Here is a 26047-nt window from a genome sequence, read left to right as displayed (position 1 = left end):
GGCAGCATGGACCCGTGAGCGCTGACCGGCACGGCCACACCCACCGGCTCGACCTCGCCGACGCCACCGTCCGCGAGTGGGACGCGACCGTCGTCGCCGTCGACCCCGAGCGGGGCGTCGTCCTCGACCGCTCCGCCTTCTACCCGGGCGGCGGCGGGCAGCCGCCGGACGAGGGCGTGCTGCTGTGGGGCGGGGTGCGCACGCGGATCGCCGGGACGGTGAAGGGCGACGACCTCTACCTGGTCCCTGTGGAGGGCGACCCGTTGCCGCCGCCCGGGACGGCGGTGCGCGGCGCGCTCGACAACGAGCGGCGCACCGCGCTGATGCGCACCCACTCGGGGCTGCACGTGCTCACCGGGGTCGTGCTGCGCGACTTCGGCGCGAAGGTCACCGGCGGCAACATGGAGCCGCTGACCGCGCGGATGGACTTCGACCTCCCCGAGGTGCCGGCCGACTTCCGCGACCGGGTGGCGGAGGCGGTGAACGCCGAGATCGCCGCCGACCGGCCGATCGAGGTGCGCACGCTGCCCCGCGAGGAGGCCTACGCGATCCCCGACCTCATCCGGACCGCGACCGACCTGCTGCCGCCCGACATCGAGCAGGTGCGCATCGTCGACATCGTGGGCCTGGACCTGCAGGCCGACGGCGGCACGCACGTGGCGTCCACGGCGATGGTCGGTCGGGTCGAGGTGGTGAAGCTGGAGAGCAAGGGCCGCGGGTTCCGCCGGCTCCGGATCCGCGTCGTCTGAGCGCCCGCACGCCTGGCTCCGGGAAACCGTGATCCACGAGCGGACGGATCCGATCCGGCTTAGTCTGCTCGTGTGCGGGGAGCAGACTCGGCACCGGTGGCTGTGAGGTCCGCAGTCGCCGTGCCCGGGTTGCGGAGGCTCCTCCTGCTGGCCTGCCTGGTGGCGGGCATCCACGCCGTGCTGCTCCTGGCGTCCTCCCCGGCGCGCGCCGAGGATCCCCTCGACCCCGCGGGCACCGCGCTCGGCGGTGCTGTCGAGGCGGTCGGCGTTCCCGCGGGAACGCCGGTGCCGGTGGTCGAGGAGGTCGTCGAGCCGGTCGCCGGGGCGCCTGCCGAGGTGCCCGTCCCGGCGGTGGAGCCGGACGTTCCCGCGGAAGCGCCGGAACCGGCGACCGAGCCGGTCGCCGAGGCGCCTGCCGAGCTGCCCGTCCCGGCAGTGGAGCCGCCGGCCGACGTTCCCGTGGAGACGCCGCTGTCGGTGGTGGAGGACGTCGCCGAGGCGCCTGCCGAGCTGCCCGTCCCGGCGGTGGATCCGCCCGCCGACGTTCCCGTGGAGACGCCGCTGCCGGTGGTCGAGGACGTCGCTCCGGTGGCCGAGGCCGTGACCGAGCCGGTGGCATCGGTCGTGGAGCCGGACGTTCCCGCGGGAACGCCGGAGCCGGTCACCGAGGGCGTCGAGCCGGTCGTCGAGCCGGTCCTCGAGCCTGTCGTCCCGCCCGCCGCGGCTCCGGTGGAGGAGCCGGTGGCCGAGGTCGTCGAGCCGGTCGTGCAGCCGGCGGTCGAGGTCCTCCCGCCGGTCACCGTCCCGCCGGTCCCCGACAACCCCGGCCGGGGAAGCGGCCCGGTGCTGCCGCCGCAGGCGGCTCCGGTCGCGGAGGCCGTGGTCCCGCCGGTTACCGCTCCGGTCGTCGAGCCGGTCGTGGAGCCGGTGGTCGAGGTCCTCCCGCCGGTGACCGTCCCGCCGGTGACCGTCCCGCCGGTCCCCGACGTGCCCGGCCACGGAGGTGGGCCGGTGCGGCCCACGCCCCCGACCCCGGTCGTGGACGTCGTGGTCCCGCCGGTTGCGGGACCGGTCGTCGAGCCGGTCGTCGAGCCGGTGGTCGAGGTCCTCCCGCCGGTGACCGTCCCGCCGGTGACCGTCCCGCCGGTCCCCGACGTGCCCGGCCACGGAGGTGGGCCGGTGCGGCCCACGCCCCCGACCCCGGTCGTGGACGTCGTGGTCCCGCCGGTTGCGGGACCGGTGCTGAAACCGGTCGTCGAGGTCGTCGATCCGGTGGTCGACGTCGTCGTGCCGCCCGTGGTCGGACCCGTCGTCGAACCGGTCGTCCCCCCGATCGTCGAGCGGCCCGGCAGCGGAGGCGGAGCGGTGCCGCCGCCGGTCATCCCGGTGGTGGACGTCGTCGTTCCGCCGGTGGTGTCGCCGCTGCCGGACGTCGTGCCCCCCGTCGTCGCGCCGGTGGGCGAGGTGCTGCCTCCGGTGCTCGGGCCGGTGGGCGAGGTCGTGCCTCCGGTCCTCGAACCGGTGGTGGCCCCGGCGCCGGACATCGTGCCTTCGTTGCCGGCGCCGGTCGTCGACCTCGTGCCCCCGGTCTTCGAGCCGGTCGTCGCACCGGTGGTCCTGCCGGTGGCGCCTGCACCGGAAGTCGTCGTTCCCGAGGTCGTCGTTCCCGAGGTCGTCGTTCCCGAGGTCGTCGTCCCCACGGCGGAGCCCGTGACCGAGCCCGTGACCGAGCCCGCGACCGACCTGGTCCCCGAGCCCGTCGCAGCGGCCGAGGAACCGGCCGAGCCGGCCGTCGAGGCAGAGGCCGCCCCCGCCGGAGAGGTCGGCGAACCGGCCGCGCAGGCGCCCGTCGCCGTCGCCATCGCAGCCGTCGACGTCGTCGTCGAGGTGGCGGTGTCCGCCGTCGCCACGATCGTCGGCAGCCCCACCGCCGCGGACCTGCCCGAGTTCGAGTCGGCGACCGCGCCGCTCGTGGGCACCGACCCGTCCCCGGCCGGCTCGGCTGCGGACACGAAGCGCGCGGACACCCGGACCGGCTCGCGGTCCGCCCCCGCGCGCGGCGACCCGCCGGCCGCTCCCGACCTGCCGGCCGAGCCCGTGTCCCCGACGCCCGACCCCAGGCCGCCCGCGCCCGCGGCGCCGACGTTGTCGTCGTCGACCTCGGTCGCCGCCGTGGCGGCGGTGTGCCCCTGCGCGGTGCCGCCCGCCGCCTACTCCTTCGTCTGGGCACCGACGTCGCCCGCCGCCGTCGTGTCCGCCGCCCTGCGCGACCCGTCCTTCTCTCCCGACTGACCTCCCTGCCGGGCGTGCACCAGCCGCCGGCCGAGGTCGGGTCCTCCCCGCACCGCACCGTCGGCAGTGCGACGCCCTCCCGGGCGTGACCCTGACCTGGCACTCGCTGGGTCCGGGCCACCGGGCGGGGAGGTATCGGGGCTGGGGGTTCCGCGCGGCGGGCGTCCCGCCGGCTCGGCACCCCTGATCTCCCCGCCCGACATCCCAGGACGACGGGGGCGGTGGCGCACCGCCGCCCCGCCCCCGTCGACCGGGCACCTCGCCGTCACCGGGTCGCGCGGACACCCGGGTGTGTCGTCGTCTGTCACGACGACCCCCGGGTGCCTCCCGACGCCCGGAGGCGTCACGGTCGTCGGGTGGACGGCCCGCGGTTCCTGCTGGAGTGGCTCGAGCGGGAGACCCTGGCCGGCGCCGCGGCGCTGTGCCGACCCGGTGACGGCGCAGGTCGCGGCACCTGCGGGCGAGGAGTGCCGCGGAGTGATCCCTCCCGCTCGGCGCCGGCGTCGGGCACAGTCCCGCCCATGACGGCCTTCGTGATCGTGACCGTTCTGGTGGCGGTCTTCCTGATGATGCTCAGCTCACGCCTGAGCCGGTCCCGTCCGCCCGGCCGCCACGCGCGTCACAGCGGGGGCGACGGCGGCTCGTACGGCGACGGCTCCTGGTCCGACGGTCACCACGGCAGCCACTCCGACTCCGGCGGGTGGGGCGGCGGTGGCGGCGGTGACGGCGGCGGGGGAGGCGGCGGGGACTGACCCGTCCGGCGGCGCGCAGGGGGCACTTCCACGCGATCGGCGGCAGGGGGACCGTTCTCGCACGACGGCAGTCGTGGTGCTCGGAGCGGCGCCGCGGCTTCGACGCGGGCGGCGGGTACAACGTGAGCCGGTCCTCGCTCCGCCGTGCGCACGGCCCCGGGACCCCGGTCGGCCGGCGGCTTCCTCGCCACCAGCGGTGACGGGGGCGGCGGCTCCGACGGAGGCGGTGGGGGCGGCGGCGACAGTGGCGGAGGCGGGGACGGCTGACCCCGCCTCCGCCCGGGCTCAGTGCTGCCGCTCCTCGTCGGGGCGGTGGCCGATGCCGCCGGGACCCCGGTCGGCCGGCACCTCCTCGCCGGGCGCGACCGGGCCCGGCGGGGTGCCGTCGCCGAAGGGTGACCCGCCGAGCTCCTCGCGGCCGTGCGGGGTCAGCCAGGTGCTCGTGTCCGGGCCCATCGGGATGACCTGCGTCGGGTTGATGTCGGCGTGGACGACGTAGTAGTGCTCCTTGATCTGCGGGAAGTCGATGGTGTCGCCGAACCCCGGCGTCTGGAACAGGTCCCGCGCGTAGGCCCACAGCGCCGGCATCTCGGACAGCTTCTGCCGGTTGCACTTGAAGTGGCCGTGGTAGACGGCGTCGAAGCGGGCCAGCGTGGTGAACAGCCGGACGTCGGCCTCGGTGATCGTGTCGCCCATGAGGTACCGCCGGGTCGCCAGCCGCTCCTCGAGCCAGTCCAGCGCCGTCCAGAGCCGCTCGTAGGCCTGGTCGTAGGCCCGCTGTGAACCGGCGAACCCGCACCGGTACACGCCGTTGTTGACCTCGGTGTAGACCCGCTGCATGACCTCGTCCATCTCGTCCCGCAGGTGCTCGGGGTAGAGGTCGGGTGCGCCGTCGCGGTGGTGGGCGGTCCACTGCGTGGAGAAGTCCAGCGTCATCTGCAGGAAGTCGTTGGTGACGACGGCCTTCGTCGGGACGTCGACCATCGCCGGCACCGTGATGCCGCGCGGGTACTCCGGGTCGCGGGCGAAGAAGGCCTCCTGCAGCCGCTCGTAGCCGAGCACCGGGTCGCGGCCGCCGGGGTCGAGGTCGAAGGTCCAGCTGCGCTCGTCGTGCGTGGGCCCGCAGATGCCCATCGAGATCACCGGCTCCAGGCCGAGCAGGCGCCGCACGATCGCCGCCCGGTTCGCCCACGGACAGGCGCGGGCGATGACCAGCCGGTAGCGCCCGGGCTCGACCGGCCACGGTCCCGAGCCGTCGGCGGTGATCCGGTCGGAGATGTAGTTGGTGTCGCGGCTGTACTCCTGGCCGCCGGTGACGTATCCGGATCCGCTGTCGTCGCTCACGTGATCAAGCCTCGCCGACGGCGGGCTGGCGCGCCGGGTGGAGTGCTGTGACTCGCGTCCTCACGCGGCGGAGTGGGCGGGGACCGGCCGGCTGAGTCGTCCTGGAGACGCTCGTGCTCTGCCTACACCTGTGTGCAGAGCACGAGCGTGCCGACCACTACATCCGGGACGTCGTCGCGTCGTCCTCCTGCCCGCCGAAGTACTGCTCGAGGACGGCGCGGAAGACCGGCTGCGACGGGTCGGCGCGCGCGAACAGCGTCATGGACGAGCGCAGCTTCACCGCGTCGACGGGGCCGAACACCGCCACGGGGTCGTCCTGGTCGAGCGCGGTGAGGGCCTGTGCGGCCTCGACGAGACGTGGGCCGAGGACCGGGTGGGCGAGGTAGGCGCGGGCCTCGTCGAGCCCGTTGATCGCGTAGTGCTGCGCCGTCGGGCTGCGGCCGAGCCCGGCCACCTGCGGGAAGACGAACCACATCCAGTGGCTCGTCTTGCGCCCGGCGCGCAGCTCGGCGAGCGCCTGCGGGTAGGTGCCGGCGTGGGCGTCGACGAAGCGGGACAGTCGGTACGGGTCGTCGGTCATCATTTCCTCCCGGAGCGTCTCCCGTCCGACTCCGGCGGGAGGGCCGGCCTGCTCCTCAGCGGGGAACGACCGTCACCGGGCACCGGATACCCGGTGCCCGACCCAGCCGCCCGTCCGCGGTGACGACGGCACAGTCCAGCGCCTCGGCCAGCGCGACGTACGTGGCGTCATACGTGGTCACGTTCTCCCGCAGCTGCCAGACGCGGTCGAGCAGGCCGTTCATGGGCTGGCGGGTGACGCCGAGCCGACGCCAGGTGTCGAGCGCAGCCCACCCCTGGTCGGCGGTCATGCTGTCTGCGGCGACCAGACGGCGCAGTGCGCCGGCCGCCTCCGCGTCGACGAGGTGCGGGACATGGACCTGTTCCTCGCTCAACAGTGCGCGTGCGGGTCCTGCGTTCAGGAGCGCTGCCACGACCGCTGACGCGTCAGCAACGATCACCGTCCGGTGCGGTCCGCGTCCAGCGCCTCGACGACGTCCTGGGGCGGGATGCCGAGGTCGGGAAGAGCTCCGAGCAGAGCCGGGTTGTCGGCCCGTCGCGAGACCGCAGTCAGCTCGCGGACAGCGAGGGCGGCCACTGACATCGCCTCGCGGTCGGCCATGCGCTCGAGGCGTTCCACCACGTCGTCCGGGACGTTGCGCAGATACAGGGTCCGCATGTCGCAGAATGCTAGCAACCTGCAAGCGGTGTGCCCTCAGTCGTAGGGGTCGGTGAGGACCGCGGTGGCCTCGACGACGTCGAACGTGACGGGCGGACCCTCGGTGGTCGTGGTCCCGGGGACGTCGGCCGGCGCGCTGCCGTCGACGGTGAAGGTCGCGCCCCACGTGACGGTGAGGCCGGCCGTGTAGGTGCCGGACCGGTACAGGTGCTCGGCGGCGTGGTCGGGGTAGGCGCCGCCGGGCTCGGTGCTGGTGAGGGTCGGCGCTGCGGGGTCGCCGGTCCGCCAGGTGTACTGCTCGGCGCGGGCGACGATCACGACGGAGAAGCCGCGGATGTCGACGGTGAACGTCTGCGTGGCGGGGGAGTCGGTCCAGAAGACGACCGGCAGCCCGGACAGCCCGCTGCCCGGCGGCGCGTGCTGCGTGCTGAGCTGCGGCAGCGGGAGCCGCTGGAAGTAGGTGAACACCTCCTCCGGCGAGGGTGGCGGGTTCAGCGCGGTGATGTTGATGCACGCCGTGCGGACGTCGGCCCAGAGGCCGATCAGCTCGCCGGGCAGTGCACCCGGAGGCACAGGCACGACCGCGGTGCCGTCCGGGCGCACGACCGGCCGCTGCTGGACGGTCAGGAAGCGGACCACCTGACCGGGCTCTGACGGGCAGTCCTGGAAGTCGAAGGGCGTACACAGGTCACCGCCGTCCTCCGCGACGACGCACGGTGGCCGCAGACGCCAGACGTAGTCGACGATCTCCGTGGCGCTCGCCCCGACGACCTGGCCGACCGCCCCGCTGGAGTACTCGACGTCGACCCCGCCCTCGTTGACGTCCGTGCCTCCGCAGTCAAGGAAGGTGCATGCCCGGGCGAGCTCCTCCGTTGTGATGACCAGTGCACTGAGGAGCGCAAGGGTTAGGAATCCACGAACGATCCGCCTCATCCGAGCTGGAAGCCGTAGACGAGCCACGACTGCGTTGAGGTCGACCACGTGAGGCCGAGTCCTGAGAAGAGCCTCGGAGCAGCCTCATTTCTTGCCTCGATGACTGTGCCGCTGCTGTCGACCAAGGACACGGGTTCCCGCCGTGCGCTGAAGCTGAACTCGGCGGTGTCCCCGTCGAGGACCGGTGGTGGGACGTCGTTGAGGGACACCTCACCGCCCATGTACCTGTTGCCGGCGGCTGCCGCGTCGTCGAAGTTCTTCGCGATGCGCAGGCACTCCTGACACTCCGGCCCCAGGTCGCGCAGCGGCTGGCCGGCGGGGATGGCCTGCTGTCGGTTGAGGAGGTCGATCCAGTAGCGGAGGAAGGCCTCGGCGCCGGCGGCGTCCTGGGTGCGGGCCTCTGGCGGCACCGGGAAGTCGGCCGGGCCGACCGCGGGCAGCGCCTCGGTGGTGGGCGCCGCAGAGGTGGCCGACGGGAGCGTCTCGCTGGGTGCCGGGTCCGAGGAGCCGCACCCGGTCAACAGCGCCGTCCCTAGTGCGACGGCCGCTGCCGTCAGTCGCATCCCCCCGCGGTGATCACGCACGGCTGGGACGATAACCAGGACGGGGCCGTCATCCGGGCATCCCTGTGGACGAGCCACCCGAACGGTGGCCGGCCGAGTCGCTCATCGGATGCGTGCCGCTCGTGCCGGCGTGTCCGCGCGTGTCCCGTGCACTCAGGCGATGATCAACAACCGACCAGGTCAGGGTCACGCCGGCAGCAGCGCCTCCAGGCCCTGCTCCGAGTCGGCGGCCAGCGCCCGCCCGACCGCGACCGCGTGGGTCATCCGCAGCGACCCGGCCAGCCACAGCAGGACGTCGTGCAGCCGCAGCCGGGTCAGCGGCCGGCCGAGCAGCGTCGCCGTCGCCGTCTCCAGCGCGGTGAACGCGGCCGCGTTCGCCACGAGCTCCCGGTGCACCACGGCCTCGGGTCCGCTGTCGCCCTCGGCCACGTGCCCGTACAGCTGCCGCCGCGTGACGCCGTCCAGCAGCGGCACCAGTGCCGGGTGGCGGTGGTGCAGCGCCGCGCGCACGTGCCGCCCGGCGACGTCCCGCAGTGCCGCGCCGACCGTCCCCGGCTCGGCGAGCACGGAGAACTCGTCGGCGGGCAGCTCCCAGAACGCACGCCCGGCGGCGCGGTCCACCATCCCGCGGAGCGTCGGCCAGACCTCGTCCAGCGTGGTCCGCACCTGCCGCCACCCGGCCGGGTCGAGCCGCCCGTGCAGCCCCTCGGCGACCAGCACGTCGCGGTCGGTGGGCCGGTCGGCGGTCTCCGGCGGCTGGCCGTCGAAGCGGTCGAACGCGTAGGCGAGCACCTGCACCCACCGGCCCTGCGGGTGGCTGGGCGAGCGGAAGAACAGCGGGCGGCGGCCCCGCGCGTACCCCAGGACGGCGGCCAGCGCGGTGGCCAGCGGGACCGGGTCGGGCCCAGCGCTGGGGAGGACGAGGGCGGAGCCGTGCCCCCGTCCCCCAGTCACGGGTGCATTCCTACCGCGTCGCCGGCGCCGATGAGTCCTGCCGTGCGGGACGGTCAACCCGACATGCAGACGACCGACCTTGGTCCGGCGACCGCCGAGGTGGCGCGCGTCGTGGCCGGCATCCGCGATGACCAGTTGACCGCGCCGACGCCGTGCGAGGGCACCTCCGTGGCGGGCCTCCTCGGCCACCTCGCCGGACTCGCGTACGCCTTCCGCATGGCCGCCGAGAAGACGCCCGTCGACGGCACCGCCTCCACCGACCCCACCCACCTGCCCGCCGACTGGCGGACGTACGTCCCCGCGCAGCTCGCCGAGCTGGCCGCCGCGTGGGACGACCCGGCGGCGCACGAGGGGATGACCGCGGCCGGCGGCGTCGACATGCCCGCCGACGTCGCCGCCGTCGTCGCGCTCGACGAGGTGGTGGTGCACGGCTGGGACCTCGCCGTCGCCACCGGCCAGCCCTACGCCGTCGACGACGCCGCCGCCGAGGCGTGCCGCGCGTTCGCCGAGTCCTTCGGCGAGAACCGGCCGCCGGACCTCTACGGCCCGGTCGTCCCGGTGCCCGACGACGCCCCGGCGCTGGACCGCCTGCTCGGGGCCACCGGCCGCGACCCCGGGTGGAAGCCGCCGGTCTGAGACCTTCGACCCCGGCCGGTTCCGGAGCAGGGTGCTGGAGTGCACCCAGGCCGGGGGATGGGGGAAGGCCATGCGCAGGCAACTGCTGGCCGGGGTCGCGGCGCTGGTGCCACTGCTCGCGGCGACGCCGGCGGTCGCCCAGCAGGAGCACCCGTTGGGGGCTCCGGGTCTACCTGGCACTGGGCGACTCCGTGGCCGCGGGCGTCGGCGCCGTGCCGTACGTGACGGGATACCCGGAGCTGCTCGAGGCCCGGCTCGACGCCGGGTACAACCCGGCCGCCGACAGGGCGACGCCGCACGCGCCCGTGGACTTCGAACTCGTCAACCTGGCGAAGGGTGGCGCGACGACGTCGACCCTGCGCGACCAGCAGCTGCCCGCGGCGCTCAAGCTGATCAAGGACCGCAACGGCGATCGCAACCCGCGGAACGACGTCGAGGTGATCACGGTGACGATCGGCGGCAACGACGTCTTCGCCCCCGTGACCGTGGCCTGCATCCTCACTGCCACCCCGACGGGGTGCCAGGCCACCGTGGACGCTGCCCTGGCCGGAGTCGCAGCGCGCCTCACGGAGATCCTCAGCAAGCTGGTCGTCGCCGCCGGTCCCGACACCGAGGTCGTCGTGACGACGTACTACAACCCGATCGGCTCCTGCGACCTGGGCAGGAACCCCGCCGCGCCGGCGGTCGCCGACGTCGTGCTGGAGGGCGGCGCCGTCCCGGGCGTGCTGTCCGTGCAGGCCGGCCTCAACGACGTCATCCGCCGGGGTTGCGGGAAAGACCGGCGCTCAGGTGACCGACCTGTACGGCGCGCTCGGGCCGGAGGACTACGTCGGCGGCACCGACTGCCTGCACCCGGACCCCTCGGGTCACCAGGTGATCGCCGACGAGGTCTTCGCCACGCTGGCGAGGTGACGCGCCGGCCGCGAGCCCCGGGTGGGTCTAGCGCAACCGCCACAGGGTCGGCTCGCCGCGGCAGTCGCTGACCACCGACACGCGACCCGCGCGGTCGACGTCGGCACCGTCGACGGCACCGCTGTCGCACAGCTCGACCTCGGAGAGGACCTCACCGGCGGCCAGGTCGACGGTGCGCTGCAGCACGCGAGGCACCTCGGCGTCGGCCACGGTGTCCACCAGGGTGGCGACCTCGGTGGCCGGGTCGACGACCACCGCGGCCGGCAGGTCACCGGGCACCGTGGTCAGCACCTCGGCGCCGCGGGTGATCGAGACCTCGCCGGTCCGCCCGACGGTCCCGTACACCTCGCCGTCGGCGACGGTGAGCGGGCCGGCCGCGCCCGAGCCGAGCGGCGTCTCGGCGACCACGCCCAGGGCGGCGTCCACGGTGAGGACGGACGCGCTCCGCCCGGTGTCGACGGCGACGACGACCCCGCCGTCGTCGGTGCCGCGGAGGTCGCGCGGCACCCCGGGCAGCTCGAGCTCGCCGCGGACGGCGCCGGTCGCGGGGTCGACCGCGAGGAGCCGGTCGGGCCGGCCGACCCCGCTGAGCGCCAGGTACAGCACGCCCGCCCCGGTGACGGCGTCCACGGCCGCGACGTCGGCGGCGCCGACCGTGCCCACCGGCTGCGGCGAACCGGCGCCCTGCGCGCCCGCGGCGACGAACGCGAGCCGCCCGTCGGCGACGCCCACGACCACGACGCCCTCGCCCGCCGCGGCGACGACGGTGAGACCGGGCCGCTCGGCGTCGAGGCCGGGCACCGGGACGGCGGTCGCCGTGCCGTCGGCGGCGACGTCGGCCAGCACGAGGTCCCCGCCGGGCGGTGCGAGCAGTGCGACCGACCGGCCGTCCTCGGTGGCGGCCACGTCGACGGTGACGGCCTCCGCCCCGGCGACCCCGGCCAGCGACACCGTCGCCGGCCGGGGGACCGCCGTGCCCTCGACGACCGATCCGCCGCAGCCGGTCAGCAGCAGGACGGCCAGCAGGAGCCCGGGACCACGGCGCACCCGACGGAGTGTGGCCGGACGCGTCCGCTGCGCCAAGGCCCTCGCGCTGCGGCCACCGTCGTCAGCTCTGGCCGGCCTTCTCCTTCTCGTAGCGCTCGGTCATGGTGGCCACGGCCTGCAGCTGCGCGGCGGCGTAGTCCTCGCGCTTGCCCATGGCGTGCTCCTTGGCGTTCAGCGACGCCTGCGCGTGCGACACCTGCCCGCCCTGGAAGTGCGGCATGACGTGCTGCGCGATCAGCTCCCACGACCGCTTGGTCGCCTGCGGGTTGGCCCACTCGTGGCCCATGAAGAGCATCGAGCCGAAGCCGCCGGACTGGTCCCACAGCCGCTGCACCTGCTCGCGCGCGTCGTCCGGCGTGCCAATGACGCCCACCCCCGACTCGCGGACGAAGTCAATCATCTCCTTGAGGTCGCCGCCCTCGACCGCCATCTGCGGGAAGGCCGCCGTCTTCTGGAAGTACCGGAACCAGGTCTCGATGCCGAACTCGACGTCGCGGTAGGCCTGCTCCCGCGTCTCGGCGACGTGCACCGGGCTCACCAGCCGCCACCCCGAGCGCGAAACCGTCTGCCCGTGGTGGGCGGCCCGCTCCTCGACGACGTTCCAGTGGTGGCCGAGGGCGTCGAAGCCCTCCTTGGTCAGCGTGGCGCCGATCGACAGCAGCCCGATGCCGTGCCGGCCGGCCATCCGCGGCCCGGTGGGCGAGGCGACGGCGGCGACGGCGATCTCGAAGCAGGGCTGCGTGTAGGGCCGCAGGTGCAGCCGGGCGTCGACCAGGTTGTGCGTGCGGGTCTGCTCGGTGACCGTCTCGCCGCGCAGCAGCCGCATGATGATGTCGAGGTCGACCTCGAGCAACTCGCGGGTGTCGGTGGGGGTCAGGCCCAGCATCATCGAGTCGGTGGGCAGCGAGCCGGGGCCGCAGCCGAGCATGGCGCGCCCGCGGGTGAGGTGGTCGAGGAGCACCATGCGCTCGGCCACCCAGAGCGGGTTGTGGTAGGCGATCGAGGTGACGCCGGTGCCCAGCTTGATGTGCTTCGTGCGCTCGGCGGCCGCGGCGATGAAGATCTCCGGCGACGCGATGATCTCCGTGCCGGCCGAGTGGTGCTCACCGATCCAGGCCTCGTCGTAGCCGAGCCGGTCGAGGTGCTCGACCAGTTCGAGGTCGCGCTGCAGGGCGAGCGTGGGGTTCTCGCCGGCGGGGTGGAACGGGGCCAGGAAGGTACCGAAGCGCAGCCGGTCCATGAGGTCCTCCTCTGAAGTGGAATGCACGAAATGTAGTGCAGGTCACACCTCGGAGGCCATGCCCCTCAGCCGACGACGAACGCGGTCGACGACGCCGCCTCCGCGGTGATGCAGGAGCCGATGACGGTGAGCCGGTCGCCGGTGAGCGCCATGCGGCCGAACGTCCCCTGGCCCTCGCACAGCCGGACGTCGTCGAGCTGCTCGCCGCTCCCGAGGTCGAGGGTGACCACGCCCGACTCCACCTCGAACCCGGCCACCGGCAGGTACGCCGCGCGCCCGTCGGGGGAGACGGCGAGGTCGGCCAGGGGGCGGTCGGTGCCGGGGACGGCGTGCGACTCGGTCACCTCGCCGTCGGCCACGGTCACCACCCGGAACGGGTCGTCGCCGGAGCCCGCGGTCAGCGTGACGACGGCGGTGCCGTCGTCGGCGAGCCGCAGCGCGCCCGGGATGCTGGCCGGCCGGTCGGGCGCCAACTCGACCAGCCCGGTCCGCTCCAGGTCGTCGGACCAGGTGCCGAGGACTGCGACGTCGGCCAGGTCAGGTGCGCGGGCGTCGCTGAGCAGCGCGGTCGGGCCGCCGTCGGGGCCGACCGCGAGCGCCCGGACGCTGAGGCCGGACTCCAGGTCGGCCGTTCCCCGGAGCGCGCCGGTGACCGGGTCGAGCGCCGCGATCGTGTCCTCGCCGGCGACGTAGAGGCGGTCACCGGCGGGGGAGGCGGCGGCGGTGTCCCCGACGACGTCGAGCCCGGTGACCGTCGGCTCGCCGCCGGGCGGCACCGTGGTGAGCCGGCCCGGGGCGGTGACCAGGGCGGTGCCGTCGGGGGTGACGAACAGCCGGTCGCCGGCCTCGGGGAGCCGGCGGAGCCCGCCGACGCCGTCCTCGCCGACCGGTGCCAGGTACACGGCCGACGGGTCGGCGGTGCCGGCGAGCAGCGCGAGCGCACCCTCCGGCCCGGGAGCGAGGTCGAGGACGTCGACGCCGCCGGGGACGACCACGTCGAGGTCGACGATGGCGAGGATCTGGGTGAACGTCTGAGGTGCCGGCGAGGGCTCGCCCTCCGTCTCGGTGCACCCGGTGACAGCCAATATCGCGATAAAGGCCGCAGTGGCGGCGCGGCGGGCGGTCGGCATGCGGGCTCCGGGGGTCGGTGCGGCGAGTCTCCGGCCGCCCGGACCGCCCCGGCAACCGCGTGGTCTGATGCTCGGCAGTGCCGGCGCCGGGCCGGTCCGGAATCCGGAGGTGCGCTCGTGGGTGACGCCGAGGTCCTGCTCGAGGTCGACGGCGGCGTGGCGGTGGTGACGCTCAACGCGCCCGACCGCCGCAACGCGCTGACCCCGTCGATGGCGTCCGAGCTGATCGGCGTGTTCGACGAGGTGGACGCCCTGCCGGAGGTCGGCGCGCTCGTCGTCCGCGCGGTGGGCAGGTCGTTCTGCGCGGGCGGCGACATCGCGACGCTGACCAGCGCCGGGAAGGACCCGGCCGCTCCCGACGCCTACGAGGGCATGGGCCGGATCTACGACTCCTTCTACCGGCTCGGGCAGGTGCGCGTGCCCACCATCGCCGCCGTCCGGGGCTCCGCCGTCGGGGCCGGGATGAACATGCTGCTGGCCGCCGACCTGCGGATCGTCGCCCACGACGCCCGGCTGCTCGCCGGCTTCCTCAAGCGCGGCATGCACCCCGGCGGCGGGCACTTCGTCATCCTGTCCCGGCTGGTCGGCCGCGAGGCCGCCGCGGCGATCGCGCTGTTCGGCGAGGAGATCGACGGGCGCCGCGCCGCCGAGCTGGGCCTGGCGTGGCAGTCGGTGGAGGAGTCCGCCGTCGAGGACCGCGCGATCGAGCTGGCCCGCCGGGTCGCCGCCGACCCCGAGCTCGCCCGGGTGGCCGTGGGCAACTTCCGCAACGAGGTGGTCAACGGCGCGGTCAGCTGGGAGGTCGCCACCCAGTTCGAGCGTCCCGCGCAGATGTGGTCGATGCGCCGCCAGGCCCGCCAGGACTGACCCGGGCTCAGGGGTCACCGCAGGCGCGGTCCCCGTCCTCCACGGCCGGGTCCCCGTGGCGGGTCCGGTCGTCCCCGGTGGGCTCGACGTCGACCAGCCAGTCGCCCGGTCCGGGCGTCCAGCGGGGGACGTCGAGCGAGCGGTGCTGCGGCGTCGTCACCGGGAGGAGACCCGGCGCAGGAACGACCGCGGCACGTCGACCAGCGGCTCGACCCGCCCGCCGGCCGCGAGGTGCAGGCTCCAGGTGCCGTCGAGTGAGTCGTCGAGGACCTCGTGCAGGGCGTCGGCCCACTCGTGGTCGTCCTCGACCGCCTCCGGCTCGCCGGGACGGCAGAGCGCCGCCGCCAGGTGGACGCCGTCGCCGGTGAGGTGGGTCGCCACCTCGCGGTGGACCTCGAGCAACCCGGTGAGCAGCCGCCGGTCGGGCAGCGCCGGGACGTCGTCGACGGGCAGCAGGACGGGGGACTGCCGGCAGTCGGCGCCCAGCCAGGTCAGCCAGAGGCTGCGGCGGCCGAAGGTCAGCGGCTGGAGCAGGGACACCCAGCGGCGGGTCAGGGCGAGCGAGGAGCGGACGGGGACGTCGGCGAGCAGCGGTGTGGTCATGCCGCACACCGTGGCAGCGCCGGAGGACCTCCTCCGGGGTTTTCCACAGGCCGCCGGTCAGGTCAGGTGCCGGCGGAACCAGTCGAGCTGTGCCGGGGCGGAGCGCTGGAACGCCTCGTCCACGTAGGCCTCGAAGTGGCCGACCGGCAGGACGAGCAGCTCCTTGGGGTGCCGGGCCCGCTCGAAGTACTCGAGGGTGAGGTCGGCGACGGTGAGGTGGTCCTTCGCGGCCACGACCACCATGAGCGGGGTCGGGGCGATGTCGGCGATGTAGGCGCCGGGCTCGTACTCGACGAACATCTCCACCGAGCGCAGCGTGACCTCGTTGCGCCAGGTGGCCGCCCGGTCCTGCATCGGGCCGAAGAAGAACTCCGAGGTGTCGGCGGTGGGCAGCGCGCACACCTCGGCGGGGTCCTTCTCCCAGGTCACCTGCATCATCGCGGGCGGCTTCCCGGCGTAGCGGGCGGCGCGGTCGGCGTCGAACATGGCCCGGAGGTCGGCGAACTGGTCGGCGCGGATGAGCCGGCGGGCGTTGGCCAGCCCGCTCACCAGGGGCACCTGGGAGACGACGCACTTCACGCGGCGGTCGAGGGCACCGACGACGAGCACGTGCCCGCCGCTGTAGCTCGACCCCCAGATGCCGATGCGGTCGGGGGCGCACCACGGCTGGGTCTGCGCCCAGGTGATCGCCGTCCGGTAGTCGCGGACCTGCTGCCACGGATCGATCTCCCCGCGCGGCTCGCCGTCGGAGGTGCCGAGGTTGCGGTTGTCGTAGGCCAGCACGCCGAGCCCGCCGGCGGCGAAGTGCTCGGCGAAGTCGTCCAGGTGCATCTCCTTGACGGCGGAGAAGCCGTGCGCCATGACGACGAGCGGCCGGCGCGTGTCGGCGGGGCCGTCGTCGGGCGTGTAGTGCCAGCCGCGCAGGGTGACGCCGTCCTCGGTCGCGAACTCGATGTCCTCTCGCATGCGGCCGACCCTGGCCGCCGCCGTCCGCGCCGTCGCGGCGGTCCCTGCACCTCCCGCGGCGATGCCTGCAGACCTTGCCGTCGAACCGGACCGGGAGTTGGCTGCGCGGCGGGAGGTGCCCATGACGCTGACCGCCGAGCGCTGGACCCCCGCCGACCTGCCCCGCCGCGATCGGGACGACGCCTTCCGGGAGGCGGTCGACGCCACCCACCTGCGGTGGTCGCTGCGGTCCGGCCCGGCGGCCCCCGGCCCGGTCGAGATCACCCGGTACCGCGTCGGCGACCTGGCGCTGGTCGACTGCCGCTGCGGTCCCTGCGCGGGGTCGCGCGGGCGGGCCCAGCTCGCGGCGAGCGACGCCGACCTGGTGGGCGTCCTGTTCGTCCGCGAGGGGGTCGAGTTCGTCGAGGTGGGCGGCGCGCAGGTCGTCGTCCGCCCGGGGTCGGCGCTGCTGTGGCGGGCCGACCAGCCGGTGCGCTTCCGGTTGCCGGGGCGGCTGCACAAGTGGACGCTGCTGGTGCCGTCGTCCCGGCTGCCCGCCGCACCCGGCGGCCTGCTCGACCCGACGGCCGCCGGGCTGCTCGCCTCCCTGGTCGGGGCGACGCTGACCAGTGCCGGCGGGCTCGACGGGCGGCTGGGGCAGCCGGTGGCCGAGGCGCTGGTCGACCTGCTGGCCGGGGCGCTGACCCCGGTGGACGACGACCCGGCCTGGGCGCGGGTCGCCGCCCACGTCGCCGCGCACCTGCGCGAGCCGTCGCTGTCCCCGGCGACGATCGCGGCCGGCGCCTACGTGTCGGTGCGCGCGCTCTACGGCCTGTGCGCCGCCCGGGGCACGACGCCGGCCGGGTACGTGCGCCGGCTACGGCTCGATGGGGCGCGGCGGGAGCTCGCCCGGCGCGGGACCGCGGTGACCGTGGCCGCGGTCGCGCACGGGTGGGGCTTCGGCGACCCGGCGACGTTCGGCCGCGGCTTCCGGTCGGCGTTCGGGTGCACGCCGGACGACGTCCGCCGCGGGTCGGCCTGACCCGAGGACGGTCAGACGGTCTCGGGGACCCGCAGGTGGGCGAGGACGAGGTCCATCTCGGCGACGTCGACGATCTTGGCGCCCATGGCCCGGGCGAACTGCTCGCGCAGGGAGCGGGCGTGCCGGCGGACCAGCCCGGCGGCGTCGCGGTTCTCGAAGCTCGTGACGCTGACCGTCCGGCCGGCGCGCCGGTCGACCAGCATGCTGACGCTGCAGAAACCGGGGAGGTCCCGGAGCTTGGGCAGCAGGTTGTCCCGGTAGGCGTCGAGCAGGTCGTCGAGGTGGTTCGGCGCGATGCGGGCCCAGGTGACCTGCGCGCCGGCGCCGTCCCCGGCCGGGCGGTCCCGGTGGAGGACGGCGATCTCCCACTCCTGGACGTCGGCGTGCTCGCCGCCGAGGGTGTGCAGCAGGCGGTGCTGGACGGTGCGGTCCTCCGCGGCGGTCGCCCGCATGGCCCGCTCGTCCTGCCAGGCGGTGGCGACGATGCAGCGGCCGGCCTCGCGGTCGGCGAGCAGCGAGAGGCCGACGCAGCCCTCGGCCCGCTCGGACGCCGGCATGACCTCGTCGCGCACGTAGCCGATGCCGGCGTCGAGGTGGGCGGGGTTGCCCCTGATGCTGGTCGACCGTGCGTGCATGCCGCCGCTCCTCGCGATGTGACGGGACGCCCCTGCGGCATCGCCGCGCGGCCCACAATGCCCGTCCCGCCCGGGGGAGGCCAGAGGAACGGATCGGGGCGCGCCGAGGGAGCCGGTGCCGCGGTCGGACGCCCGCCGTGGCCTAGCGTGGGCCCTTCGTCCTCGCCAGCAGCGGCGTCGTGCCGGAGCGGGGACCCCCGTGATCGCCGTCCTCTTACAGGGAGTCCGCAGCGTTGTCCGGCACGTCATCCGGTAGGCCGCTCCGCGCGCCGTCCACAGGGAACCTGCTGGCCGACTGCGAGCGGTGGTGCCGCGACAACCTGCCGCCCCGTCCGAAGCGGCCGCACACGGCGCCGTTGCGGGTCGTCGCCGGTGGGGGAGCCGACCGGGCGCCGTCGCGGCGCGGCAGCTTCCGGCCGGGGCCCGGCTGGCCCGGCGTGCCGGCCGCGCGCACCGGCACCTGACGACGCCGGGGACCTCCGACTACACGGGCTGACGCCGCCCCAGCGCGGCCGCCAGCTCGGCGACGACCGCGGCCGCCGGCCGGATGCCGGTCACCGCGCCGACCCCGGCCCCCGCGTACATGGGCATGGCGGCGACGTGGCCCTCGACGCCGGCCACGGGCGGCAGACCCGACCCGCGCGGCACCGGGGTCCGCGACCGGCCCAGGGTGCCGACGACGTCGTCGTCCACCTCGGCGAGCCGCTCGACCGAGGCGCGCAGCACCCGGGGCCGCCCGCCGGTGGCGCACATCGGGCAGTCGGTGACGAACGCGTCGGTGATCTCGGTGCAGTCACCGGCGGCGTCGACGACCGCCTGCTTGTACGCCGGGTGCGCGCCGGACTCGTCGGTCGCGACGAACAGGGTGCCGATCCGGGCACCGGCCGCGCCCGCCGCCATGACCTCCGCGAACGAGCGCCCGTTGGTGATGCCCCCGGCGGCGAGGACCGGGACGTCGACCGTGTCGAGCACCTCCCGCAGCAGGGGCCGCAGCGGCGTGGATCCGCGGACGTGGCCGCCGGCCTCGACCCCCTGCACCGTGACGACGTCGCACCCGGCGTCCACCGCGGCGCGCGCCTCGGCGAGCGACCCGACCTGCCAGCCCGCGAGCGCCCCGGCCCGGTGCACCACCTCCACCAGGTGCGGCGCGGGGTCGAACCAGAAGAAGTCGACCAGCCGCACCCGCGCGGCGACGTCGGTGAGCAGCCCGTCGTCGAGGTCGCCGTTGAGCACGTTCGCGGACAGCACGCCCGAGGTGCGCCGGCGCATCCCGTCCAGGCGCCGGAGCAGCACCTCAGCCGGCAGCGCCAGCGAGGTGATCGTGCCGACGCCGCCCGCGTCGGCGACCGCCACCGCCAGGTCCGGCGAGGACACCGCACCCATCGGGGCCTGCTGGACCGGGACGGTGCAGCCGACCAGCTCGGTGAAGCGCGTCCGCACGTCCGGACGGTCCCGCTGGGGGGATGACGGCGTCAAGCAGACAACGCGGGGTCGTAGCCGGGCAGCCAGCGCGCGACCTCGGCGTCGACGGCCACGGTGGCGCCCAGCGAGCACAGGACGCCGGCCAGCCCGGCGGCCACGCGCTGCAGCAGCAGGTGGCGCGGCGGGATGGTCAGCCGGCGCTGGGTGCGCGAGGCGGCACTGAACGGGTCGGAGACGAGCCTGGTCTGCTCCTGCATCCAGGCCCGGGTGAACCGGTAGGCGGGGCTGCGCAGCGGCTGCAGGTAGGGGTCGAGCAGGGCCAGCAGTGCCGGCGGGGGAACCTGGTCCGGCCGGAGCAGGCCCGCGGAGGCGGCGACGCGGTGCAGGGCCGCGGCGTCGCCGTCCCGTCCGGCGGCGAGCAGCGGCCCGAGCCGGGCCGGCCAGCCGGACGGCAGTGCCTCGGTGGCGCCGAAGTCCAGGACGCCGAGCCGGCCGTCGGGCAGCAGCCGGAAGTTGCCGGGGTGGGGATCGCCGTGCAGCCGCCGGGCACGCACGGGGGACGAGGCGAGCAGGCGCACCAGCAGCAGGCCGGCGCGGTCCCGGTCGTCCTGGCTGCCGGCGGCGATGACCCGGGACAGCGGGGTCCCGTCGATCCACCGGGTGACCAGCACGCGGTCCTCGGCGGCGAGCACGTCGGGGACGCAGATGTCCGGGTCGTCGCGGTAGGCCTCGGCGAACGCCGCCTGGGCGTCGGCCTCCCGGGCATAGTCGACCTCCTCGACCAGCCGGTCGCGCAGCTCCTGCAGCAGCTGCCGGGCGTCGAGGCCGGGCATGGCCGTCTGCATGAGCGGGGCCGCCCGCTGCAGCATCCCGAGGTCGGCGACGAGCGCCTCCCCGGCTCCCGGGTACTGGACCTTGACCGCCACCGCGCTGCCGTCGGACCACGTGGCGCGGTGCACCTGCCCCACGCTGGCCGCCGCGACCGGGCGGTCGTCGAAGTCCCCGAGCAGCCCGCGCCAGCCTCCGCCGAGGGACCGGGCGAGCTGCTCGTGCACCATCGCCGTCGGCATCGCCGGCGCCGCCTCCTGCAGCCGGACCAGCGCCTCGCGGTAGGGGCCGACCAGCTGGTCGGGCAGGGCGGCCTCCATCGCCGACATCGCCTGGCCGACCTTCATCGCGCCGCCCTTGAGCTGGCCGAGAGTGGCGAACAGCTGCTCGGCGGTGCGCTGCTGTACCTGGGCCGCGACCGCCTCGGCGGGGCGACCGCCGATCCGCTTCCCGAGGCCGACGGCGGTGCGGCCGGCGTACGCCGCGGGCAGGGCGGCGAGCCGAGCGGTGCGGGCGAGGCGGCTGCGGGTCGGACGGCCGGTGCCGGGCTGGTCCACCGGGGGACGGTAGCGCCGCCGGGCTGCGTCCCCGCCTGTCGAGATCGCGCGATCTCGCACGCTCAGGCGCCCTCGAGCGCCGAGATCACGCGATGTCGACTCGGAAAGAGGCCAGCGCCGCCGCCGTCAGTGCACGGCGCGGTCCTGCCCGGCCCAGTACGGCTTGCGCAGCTCGCGCTTGAGCACCTTGCCGGCGGCCGACAGCGGCAGCGCGTCGACGAGCTCCAGCGACCGCGGCACCTTGTAGCCGGCGATGCGCTCGGCGGTGAAGTCGTGCAGCTCCTCGAGGGTCACCGTCGCGCCGGCCGCCGGGACGACGACGGCGTGCACCCGCTCGCCCCAGGTCTCGTCGGGGACGCCGATGACCGCGCAGGTGGCCACCGCCGGGTGCTGGGCGAGGGCGTTCTCCACCTCGACCGAGTACACGTTCTCCCCGCCGGAGATGATCATGTCCTTGAGGCGGTCGGTGAGGTACAGGTAGCCCTCGTCGTCCATCCAGCCGGCGTCGCCGGTGTGCATCCAGCCGCCGCGCAGCGCGTCGGCGGTCTCCTCGGGCCGGTTCCAGTAGCCGAGCATGACGTTGCCGCCGCGGACGACGATCTCGCCGACCTCGCGGCGGGGCAGCTCGACGTCGTCCGGGCCGACGACGCGCACCTCGGCGATCGGGGCGGCGCGGCCGACCGAGCGCCGGTGCACCGGGTCCTCGTGGTCCTCGGCGGTCAGCAGGGTGGCGACGGGCGCGAGCTCGGTCATGCCGTAGGCCTGGATGAAGGAGGCGTTGGGGAAGGCCTTCATCGCGCGGCCCAGCAGGGCGTCGGACATGGGGGAGGCGCCGTAGAGCACCCGCCGGACGCTGCTCAGGTCGAACTCGCCGATCCGCGGGGAGTCGACCGTCAGCTGGATCATCGTGGGCACCAGCAGGACGTCGGTGACCTGGTGCTCCTGGACGGCGGTCATGACCGCGACCGGGTCGAACACCGGGATCATCACCTGGGTGCCGCCCAGGATCCCGCCGGTGACCCAGGCGGAGAAGTCGGCGAGGTGGAACATCGGCGGGGCGTGCAGGTAGACCCGGTCCGTCGGTGAGGGCACGGCCGCGAGGAACCCCATGGACGACGTCAGCAGGTTGTCGTGGCTGAGCATGACGCCCTTGGACCGGCCGGTGGTGCCGCCGGTGTAGAAGACGCCGGCGAGCTGGTCGCCGCCGCGGCGGGCGTCCTCGACCGGCTCGGCGGCGCCGACGAGCTGCTCGAAGGCGAGCATGCCGTCGGGGGTGGGCCCGTCGCCGGCGTGGACGACGTCGCGCAGCCCCGGGTGGGCGGCCCGGATGCCCTCGACGTACCCGGCGAAGAGGTCGTCGACGACGAGCACCCGGGCGTCGACCTCGACGAGGGACTCGGCGATCTCGGGGACGCTCCACCGGATGTTGACCGGCACCAGCACGCCGCCGGCCCACAGCGTCGCGCCGAGGAACTCGTGGTAGCGGTCGGAGTTCAGCGACAGGATCGCCGCGCGCTCGCCGTCGCGGATGCCGAGCCCCTGGAGGGCGGCCGCGAGCCGGGCGATCCGGTCGACGGTCTCGGCGTAGGTGCGGGTGCGGCCGGCGCAGACGGTGGCGACCGTCTCCGGGCGCTGCTGGACGTGGCGGTGCAGACCCTGGGTGACGTACACGGCGGCGACCTCCCGATCCTGGTGAGGGACCGGATGGTGGTGCCGGCGGCGTCCGCGGCGACAGAGGCGGACGGCCCTCTCAGCGCAGGGCGACCGCCCGCTCCCGGTCGCCGGCCGAGGCGATGAAGCCCTGGAGGACGGGGTAGACCTCGCTCTCCCACCGGGAGCCGCTGAAGACGCCGTAGTGGCCGACGCCGTGCTGCAGGTGGTGGCGCTTCCGGTCGGCCGGGATGCCGGTGCACAGCGCGTGGGCGGCCTCGGTCTGGCCGGGGGAGCAGATGTCGTCGTTGGCGCCCTCGACGGTGAGCAGCGCGGTCTGCCGGATGGCGCCGGGGTCGACGGGGCGGCCGCGCCAGGTGAGGCGCCCGGTGGCGAGCAGGTGCCGCATGAAGATCCGGTCGACCGTCTCCAGGTAGAACTCGGCGGGGACGTCCATGACCGCGCCGTACTCGTCGTAGAACGCCTGGGTGGCCGCGGCGGCCGCCGCGTTGCCGGCCACCAGGTCGCGGTACATCCGCGCGTGCGCGCCCAGGTGGCGGCGGGGGTTCATCGACATGAAGGCCGCCAGCTGGACGACGCCGGGGTAGACCCGCCGGCCGGCGCCCGCGTACCGGCGGGGGACGGTGTCGATGAGCCGGCGCTCGAACCACTCGATGGGCTTCGTGGCGGCGGCGGTGTTGACCCGGTTGGGGTTGATGCGGGTGTCGATCGGACCGGCCATGAGGGTGAGGCTGGCCGGCTGGGCGGGGTCGTCGTCGGCGGCGAGCAGCGCGACGGCGGCCAGCACGGGGACGGCGGGCTGGCAGACGGCGACGACGTGGGTGCCGGGGCCGAGGCTCCGCAGCGCGTCCATGACGTGCCCGATGTACTCGTCGAGGCCGAAGCGCCCGTGTGCGGTGGGGATGTCGCGGGCGTTGTGCCAGTCCATGACGAACACGTCGTGGTCGGCGAGCAGCGTGCGGATGGTCGGCCGGATGAGCGTGGTGAAGTGACCGGACATCGGGCCGACGACGAGCACGCGCGGCTGGCTCTCGACCGACGGCTTGGCGAAGTGCAGCAGGGTGCCGAACGGGGTGGTGAGCGCCGGGCGCTCGACGACCTCGGCGTCGCGGCCGTCGACCCGCACGGTGGAGATGCCGTAGGCGGGACGGTCGTGGGTGGGTCGCGCCTTGGCGAGGATCTCGCAGGCGGCCCGCGCGTGCCGGACGGCGGGGTTCCTCGCGAGCGGGCCCGGCAGGGCGTGCAGAGCCCGGGCAGTGAGCGCCGTCGCGGCGGCCGCGGGGGCGCTCGCGCGGCGGTTGAGCTCGTAGGCGGTGTAGAGCATCGGCCTGCCTGTCCCCGGGTCGGCTGAGTGACGTGCGTCACCCTGCGGAAACGTAACCGCAACCGGGGACGGTGGCGCGGTGATCACCGTGTCGTCGGCACCGGCGCCCCGTGCGCCTCACTGGCCACGCTGGAGCAATGCGTCCGGCTCCGATCCAGCGATGGGAGCGACCCGGTGCCACCCGGCCGAACAAGGGACGGGCGCCCATACTCGCACGTGCCCGGCAAGCTCTCGTTCTGCGCGTACGTGATGGCGCTTCTGGCGCCGCTGCAGGTGGCCGACGCGCTCGACCACCCGGTCTTCCGCGACAACCCGGCCATGCCGGCCGGCGCGACCGCTCCTACCTATGGGTGCCGCTGATCGACGAGGACGGCTTCGTCCTCGGCCCGCTCGGCGTCTTCGACGACGAGCCGCGGGCGTTCTCCCGGGCGGAGGAGCAGCTGCTCGAGAACCAGGTGCGGCTGGTGCGCCGCGTGCTGTCGCTGCGGCGCCAGGTGGCCGCGCACCGGTGGGACGGCGAGCTGCTGGCCGCGCAGGGCCGGACGCTGGAGGCGGTGGCGGCCGGCCTGCCGCTGGAGTCGGTCCTCGACGAGCTGACCTCCGCGGTGGCGGATCTGGCCGAGGACGCGGACGCCGACCAAGCGGTGCGGCTGCAGGAGACGTTGGACCAGCTGACCGCGGTGGCGACCAAGGCCGACGGCTCGCGGCAGGCGCTGCTGCGGCCGGGGCCCGGCAGGACCCGCTGACCGGGCTGGCCAACCGCAGCCACCTGCTCGACACCGGCCGCGCGGCGCTGGCGGTCGGGGGAGCGGTGCCGTTCGTGGACGTCGACCGGTTCAAGGAGGTCAACGACCGCGGCGGGCACGCGGTGGGCGACCAGCTGCTCGTCCGGCTCGCCGACCGGCTCCGCCGGCACGTGGAGAGGGGCTGCCGGGGGCGGTGGTCGGGCGGCTCGGTGGGGACGAGTTCGTGGCGGTCCTGCCCGGGGTGGACGCTTCCACTGCGGAGGCCAGCAGGCACGGGCTGGCTGCCGTGCTCGTGGACCGAGTGGAGGTGGGACGGCGGACGGTACGGGTGTCGGCCTCCATCGGGCTGGCGATGGCGTCACCCGGGACGACGGTCGACGAGGTCCCCACGCTGGCGGACCGCGCGATGTACGGCGCGAAGGAGCGCGGCCGCGGCGTCTTGCATGTGGTGGAGGCCGACGACGCACACTTCCCCGCCGTCCCTGCATCAACGGGAGATCGATAGCGCTCTAGCCCGTGCGGGCAACATGTCGCCGAAGCTGAACGACAACGTCCGAGTCGTCGCTTATGGTTGCTACAACGTCACTCGAGGCAACGGGGATGACAGTGACTGACGGATTGAGCGATGTGCCGGCCTGGTTGGTTCTCGCCGTCACAGGGGCCCGCCAGCACGGGAGCAACGACGGCTACGACGACCAGCCCGAAGCTTGGTACAGCTGGGATAGCACTGTCCCGAATCATGCCGCAGTGCGGTCAGGTCATCTCATCGCTGTGTGGAACAAGACCTTCCTACTGGGCGCATCGATAGTCGACGAGGTCATCGTTGGCGAAGACGAGAAGCTCCGATACCAATGTCCCGAGTGCGGAAAAGCTAGCTTCAAATCCCGCCAGCGGGACAAGCCGCGGTTCTTGTGCTTCATGTGCGGCGCGACGTTCGACCAGCCAAGTCGGCTGCGGTCGACAGTTACGACTTATAAATCCCACCATGAGCGCTCCTGGGTCGAGGCGCAGGGGTTATTGCAGGCGCCCGCTCTGCGGAGCCTTTGTAGGTCTCCTAGATCGCAGCACAGCATAAGGAGGCTCCGCGAGTACGCGTTCTTGGAGGCCCTGGAGAGTGTGGCTAGCGGGGCACTCAAGCGGCTTGGGGCGCTGCATCCGATGCTGGCCTCTCCGGTCAACGGCGGACACGTTCGACGACTTGCGCGGGTGCGCCTCGGGCAAGGAAGCTTCAGGGCGCGGTTGTTGGAGCAGTATGGAGAAAGCTGCGCCTTCACCGGACCTGCCCCGGCTGCCGCCATTGAGGCTGCTCATCTCTACAGTTACGCCCAGGCGGGTGTCCATGAGGACGGTGGCGGGCTTCTTCTGCGCCGCGATTTGCATCGCCTATTCGATCAAGGAGAAATTGCGATCGAGCCGCAAACGGGTTGTATCGACGTCCGGCCAAACCTGCGAGTATTCGCCGCGTACGCCGACCTACATGGCCGATCGATTCAAGTGACGCTTGGCAGTAAGCAGCGCGTATGGGTGCGTGAGCATTGGGAGTTGCATCGAGGCTCGTCTTCCAGCTCCTAACATTGGCCGCAATAAGCCGCGGCACGCGTTTCATCCGGCGATTGCT

The 26047-nt window shown here is 74.5% G+C and carries 29 protein-coding genes and 1 pseudogene; 12 read left to right on the top strand and 18 right to left on the bottom strand.

From position 1 onward, the window contains the following. The first annotated feature begins 14 nt into the window (after positions 1–14). The 3 genes from ACI79O_RS08785 (at position 15) to ACI79O_RS08775 (ending at position 3793) form a co-directional block, all read left to right on the top strand. Positions 15–749: an alanyl-tRNA editing protein gene (locus ACI79O_RS08785; protein WP_456913902.1), complete on the top strand. Its 735-nt coding sequence runs from the start codon at positions 15–17 to the stop codon at positions 747–749. A 129-nt stretch (positions 750–878) separates the two neighbouring features. Next, entirely contained in the window at positions 879–3041 is a 2163-nt protein-coding gene (locus tag ACI79O_RS08780) for a hypothetical protein (RefSeq protein WP_456913901.1), read from the top strand. A gap of 521 nt (positions 3042–3562) precedes the next feature. After that, positions 3563–3793 (top strand): hypothetical protein, encoded by a 231-nt coding sequence (locus ACI79O_RS08775; protein ID WP_456913900.1) that lies wholly within the window; start codon positions 3563–3565, stop codon positions 3791–3793. Positions 3794–4078: 285 nt separating this feature from the next. Here the strand turns inward: ACI79O_RS08775 and ACI79O_RS08770 are convergent, their stop codons facing one another. The 7 genes from ACI79O_RS08770 to ACI79O_RS08740 form a co-directional block, all read right to left on the bottom strand. Further along, positions 4079–5137: a glutathione S-transferase family protein gene (locus ACI79O_RS08770; RefSeq protein WP_456913899.1), complete on the bottom strand. Its 1059-nt coding sequence runs from the start codon at positions 5135–5137 to the stop codon at positions 4079–4081. A 157-nt stretch (positions 5138–5294) separates the two neighbouring features. After that, positions 5295–5717: a DUF1810 domain-containing protein gene (locus tag ACI79O_RS08765; RefSeq protein ID WP_456913898.1), complete on the bottom strand. Its 423-nt coding sequence runs from the start codon at positions 5715–5717 to the stop codon at positions 5295–5297. A gap of 55 nt (positions 5718–5772) precedes the next feature. Next, positions 5773–6156, bottom strand: coding sequence for a type II toxin-antitoxin system VapC family toxin (locus tag ACI79O_RS08760; RefSeq protein WP_456913897.1), 384 nt, complete (start codon positions 6154–6156; stop codon positions 5773–5775). Beyond that, positions 6153–6374 carry a hypothetical protein gene (locus ACI79O_RS08755; RefSeq protein WP_456913896.1) on the bottom strand — a complete coding sequence of 74 codons (222 nt, stop codon included), beginning with the start codon at positions 6372–6374 and terminating at the stop codon, positions 6153–6155. Before ACI79O_RS08755 ends, ACI79O_RS08760 begins: the two co-directional genes overlap by 4 nt. Before the next feature lie 36 nt (positions 6375–6410). After that, a complete protein-coding gene (locus ACI79O_RS08750; RefSeq protein ID WP_456887159.1) occupies positions 6411–7307 on the bottom strand; it encodes a hypothetical protein in 897 nt (298 codons plus the stop codon). Beyond that, complete coding sequence (locus ACI79O_RS08745) at positions 7304–7891, bottom strand: hypothetical protein (protein ID WP_456913895.1); 588 nt, start codon at positions 7889–7891, stop codon at positions 7304–7306. The genes ACI79O_RS08750 and ACI79O_RS08745 overlap by 4 nt, the downstream gene beginning before the upstream one ends. 165 nt (positions 7892–8056) lie before the next feature. Beyond that, positions 8057–8824, bottom strand: coding sequence for a DUF6308 family protein (locus ACI79O_RS08740; protein WP_456887155.1), 768 nt, complete (start codon positions 8822–8824; stop codon positions 8057–8059). A gap of 63 nt (positions 8825–8887) precedes the next feature. On the opposite strand from ACI79O_RS08740, the gene ACI79O_RS08735 reads away from it, so the two are divergent. Together ACI79O_RS08735 and ACI79O_RS08730 are read left to right on the top strand one after the other, a co-directional pair. Further along, positions 8888–9460: a TIGR03086 family metal-binding protein gene (locus tag ACI79O_RS08735; RefSeq protein WP_456913894.1), complete on the top strand. Its 573-nt coding sequence runs from the start codon at positions 8888–8890 to the stop codon at positions 9458–9460. Beyond that, positions 9442–10443, top strand: coding sequence for an SGNH/GDSL hydrolase family protein (locus tag ACI79O_RS08730; protein ID WP_456913893.1), 1002 nt, complete (start codon positions 9442–9444; stop codon positions 10441–10443). The genes ACI79O_RS08735 and ACI79O_RS08730 overlap by 19 nt, the downstream gene beginning before the upstream one ends. Here ACI79O_RS08730 and ACI79O_RS08725 read toward each other — a convergent pair. The 3 genes from ACI79O_RS08725 to ACI79O_RS08715 form a co-directional block, all read right to left on the bottom strand. Then, positions 10400–11419: a hypothetical protein gene (locus ACI79O_RS08725; RefSeq protein WP_456887150.1), complete on the bottom strand. Its 1020-nt coding sequence runs from the start codon at positions 11417–11419 to the stop codon at positions 10400–10402. The two genes, ACI79O_RS08730 and ACI79O_RS08725, sit on opposite strands and share 44 nt — an antisense overlap. A gap of 61 nt (positions 11420–11480) precedes the next feature. Next, on the bottom strand, positions 11481–12686 hold the full coding sequence (locus tag ACI79O_RS08720; protein WP_456887148.1) for an LLM class flavin-dependent oxidoreductase: 1206 nt from the start codon (positions 12684–12686) through the stop codon (positions 11481–11483). Between the two features lie 38 nt (positions 12687–12724). Then, complete coding sequence (locus ACI79O_RS08715) at positions 12725–13789, bottom strand: hypothetical protein (protein WP_456913892.1); 1065 nt, start codon at positions 13787–13789, stop codon at positions 12725–12727. A 117-nt stretch (positions 13790–13906) separates the two neighbouring features. Here ACI79O_RS08715 and ACI79O_RS08710 point away from each other — a divergent pair, with 117 nt between their 5' ends. Continuing rightward, positions 13907–14656, top strand: coding sequence for an enoyl-CoA hydratase/isomerase family protein (locus ACI79O_RS08710; RefSeq protein WP_456887143.1), 750 nt, complete (start codon positions 13907–13909; stop codon positions 14654–14656). Between the two features lie 7 nt (positions 14657–14663). Here ACI79O_RS08710 and ACI79O_RS08705 read toward each other — a convergent pair whose 3' ends face one another. From ACI79O_RS08705 to ACI79O_RS08695, 3 genes are read right to left on the bottom strand one after another with little or no spacing between them, the layout of a single operon-like run. After that, positions 14664–14816, bottom strand: a complete 153-nt coding sequence (locus tag ACI79O_RS08705; RefSeq protein ID WP_456913891.1) for a hypothetical protein — start codon at positions 14814–14816, stop codon at positions 14664–14666. After that, positions 14813–15259 carry a hypothetical protein gene (locus ACI79O_RS08700; protein WP_456913890.1) on the bottom strand — a complete coding sequence of 149 codons (447 nt, stop codon included), beginning with the start codon at positions 15257–15259 and terminating at the stop codon, positions 14813–14815. The genes ACI79O_RS08705 and ACI79O_RS08700 overlap by 4 nt, the downstream gene beginning before the upstream one ends. A gap of 57 nt (positions 15260–15316) precedes the next feature. Next, positions 15317–16225, bottom strand: coding sequence for an alpha/beta hydrolase (locus ACI79O_RS08695; protein ID WP_456913889.1), 909 nt, complete (start codon positions 16223–16225; stop codon positions 15317–15319). 121 nt (positions 16226–16346) lie between these two features. Between ACI79O_RS08695 and ACI79O_RS08690 the strand changes: the two genes are divergently transcribed. Continuing rightward, the gene (locus tag ACI79O_RS08690; RefSeq protein WP_456913888.1) at positions 16347–17246 is read left to right on the top strand and encodes a helix-turn-helix domain-containing protein; all 900 of its coding nucleotides are present in this window, start codon (positions 16347–16349) and stop codon (positions 17244–17246) included. 11 nt (positions 17247–17257) lie between these two features. On the opposite strand, the gene ACI79O_RS08685 is transcribed toward ACI79O_RS08690, so the two are convergent. From ACI79O_RS08685 to phaZ, 5 genes are all read right to left on the bottom strand, one after another. After that, positions 17258–17881: a hypothetical protein gene (locus ACI79O_RS08685; protein ID WP_456887135.1), complete on the bottom strand. Its 624-nt coding sequence runs from the start codon at positions 17879–17881 to the stop codon at positions 17258–17260. A gap of 483 nt (positions 17882–18364) precedes the next feature. Then, complete coding sequence (locus tag ACI79O_RS08680) at positions 18365–19321, bottom strand: NAD(P)H-dependent flavin oxidoreductase (RefSeq protein ID WP_456887133.1); 957 nt, start codon at positions 19319–19321, stop codon at positions 18365–18367. Between the two features lie 32 nt (positions 19322–19353). Then, positions 19354–20688, bottom strand: coding sequence for an ABC1 kinase family protein (locus ACI79O_RS08675; protein WP_456887131.1), 1335 nt, complete (start codon positions 20686–20688; stop codon positions 19354–19356). 126 nt (positions 20689–20814) lie between these two features. Then, the gene (locus ACI79O_RS08670) at positions 20815–22359 is read right to left on the bottom strand and encodes an acyl-CoA synthetase (protein ID WP_456887129.1); all 1545 of its coding nucleotides are present in this window, start codon (positions 22357–22359) and stop codon (positions 20815–20817) included. A gap of 79 nt (positions 22360–22438) precedes the next feature. Then, positions 22439–23683: a polyhydroxyalkanoate depolymerase gene (phaZ, locus tag ACI79O_RS08665; RefSeq protein WP_456913887.1), complete on the bottom strand. Its 1245-nt coding sequence runs from the start codon at positions 23681–23683 to the stop codon at positions 22439–22441. Between the two features lie 216 nt (positions 23684–23899). Here phaZ and ACI79O_RS08660 point away from each other — a divergent pair, with 216 nt between their 5' ends. From ACI79O_RS08660 to ACI79O_RS08640, 5 genes and pseudogenes are all read left to right on the top strand, one after another. After that, positions 23900–24043: a hypothetical protein gene (locus ACI79O_RS08660; protein ID WP_456913886.1), complete on the top strand. Its 144-nt coding sequence runs from the start codon at positions 23900–23902 to the stop codon at positions 24041–24043. Next, on the top strand, positions 24034–24429 hold the full coding sequence (locus ACI79O_RS08655) for a hypothetical protein (RefSeq protein WP_456913885.1): 396 nt from the start codon (positions 24034–24036) through the stop codon (positions 24427–24429). Before ACI79O_RS08660 ends, ACI79O_RS08655 begins: the two co-directional genes overlap by 10 nt. Then, positions 24426–24566 (top strand): annotated as a pseudogene (locus tag ACI79O_RS08650) (diguanylate cyclase domain-containing protein); the annotation flags it as partial. The gene ACI79O_RS08655 and the pseudogene ACI79O_RS08650, both read left to right, overlap by 4 nt. A 56-nt stretch (positions 24567–24622) precedes the next feature. Continuing rightward, positions 24623–24934, top strand: a complete 312-nt coding sequence (locus ACI79O_RS08645) for a diguanylate cyclase domain-containing protein (protein ID WP_456913884.1) — start codon at positions 24623–24625, stop codon at positions 24932–24934. 62 nt (positions 24935–24996) lie between these two features. Beyond that, complete coding sequence (locus tag ACI79O_RS08640) at positions 24997–26001, top strand: HNH endonuclease (protein WP_456913883.1); 1005 nt, start codon at positions 24997–24999, stop codon at positions 25999–26001. The last annotated feature ends 46 nt before the right edge of the window (positions 26002–26047 follow it).

It is taken from the genome of Geodermatophilus sp. SYSU D00696 (assembly GCF_054050235.1).
The sequence above is the reverse complement of the archived record's forward strand: the minus strand, read 5'-3'. Positions and strand labels throughout refer to the sequence as shown.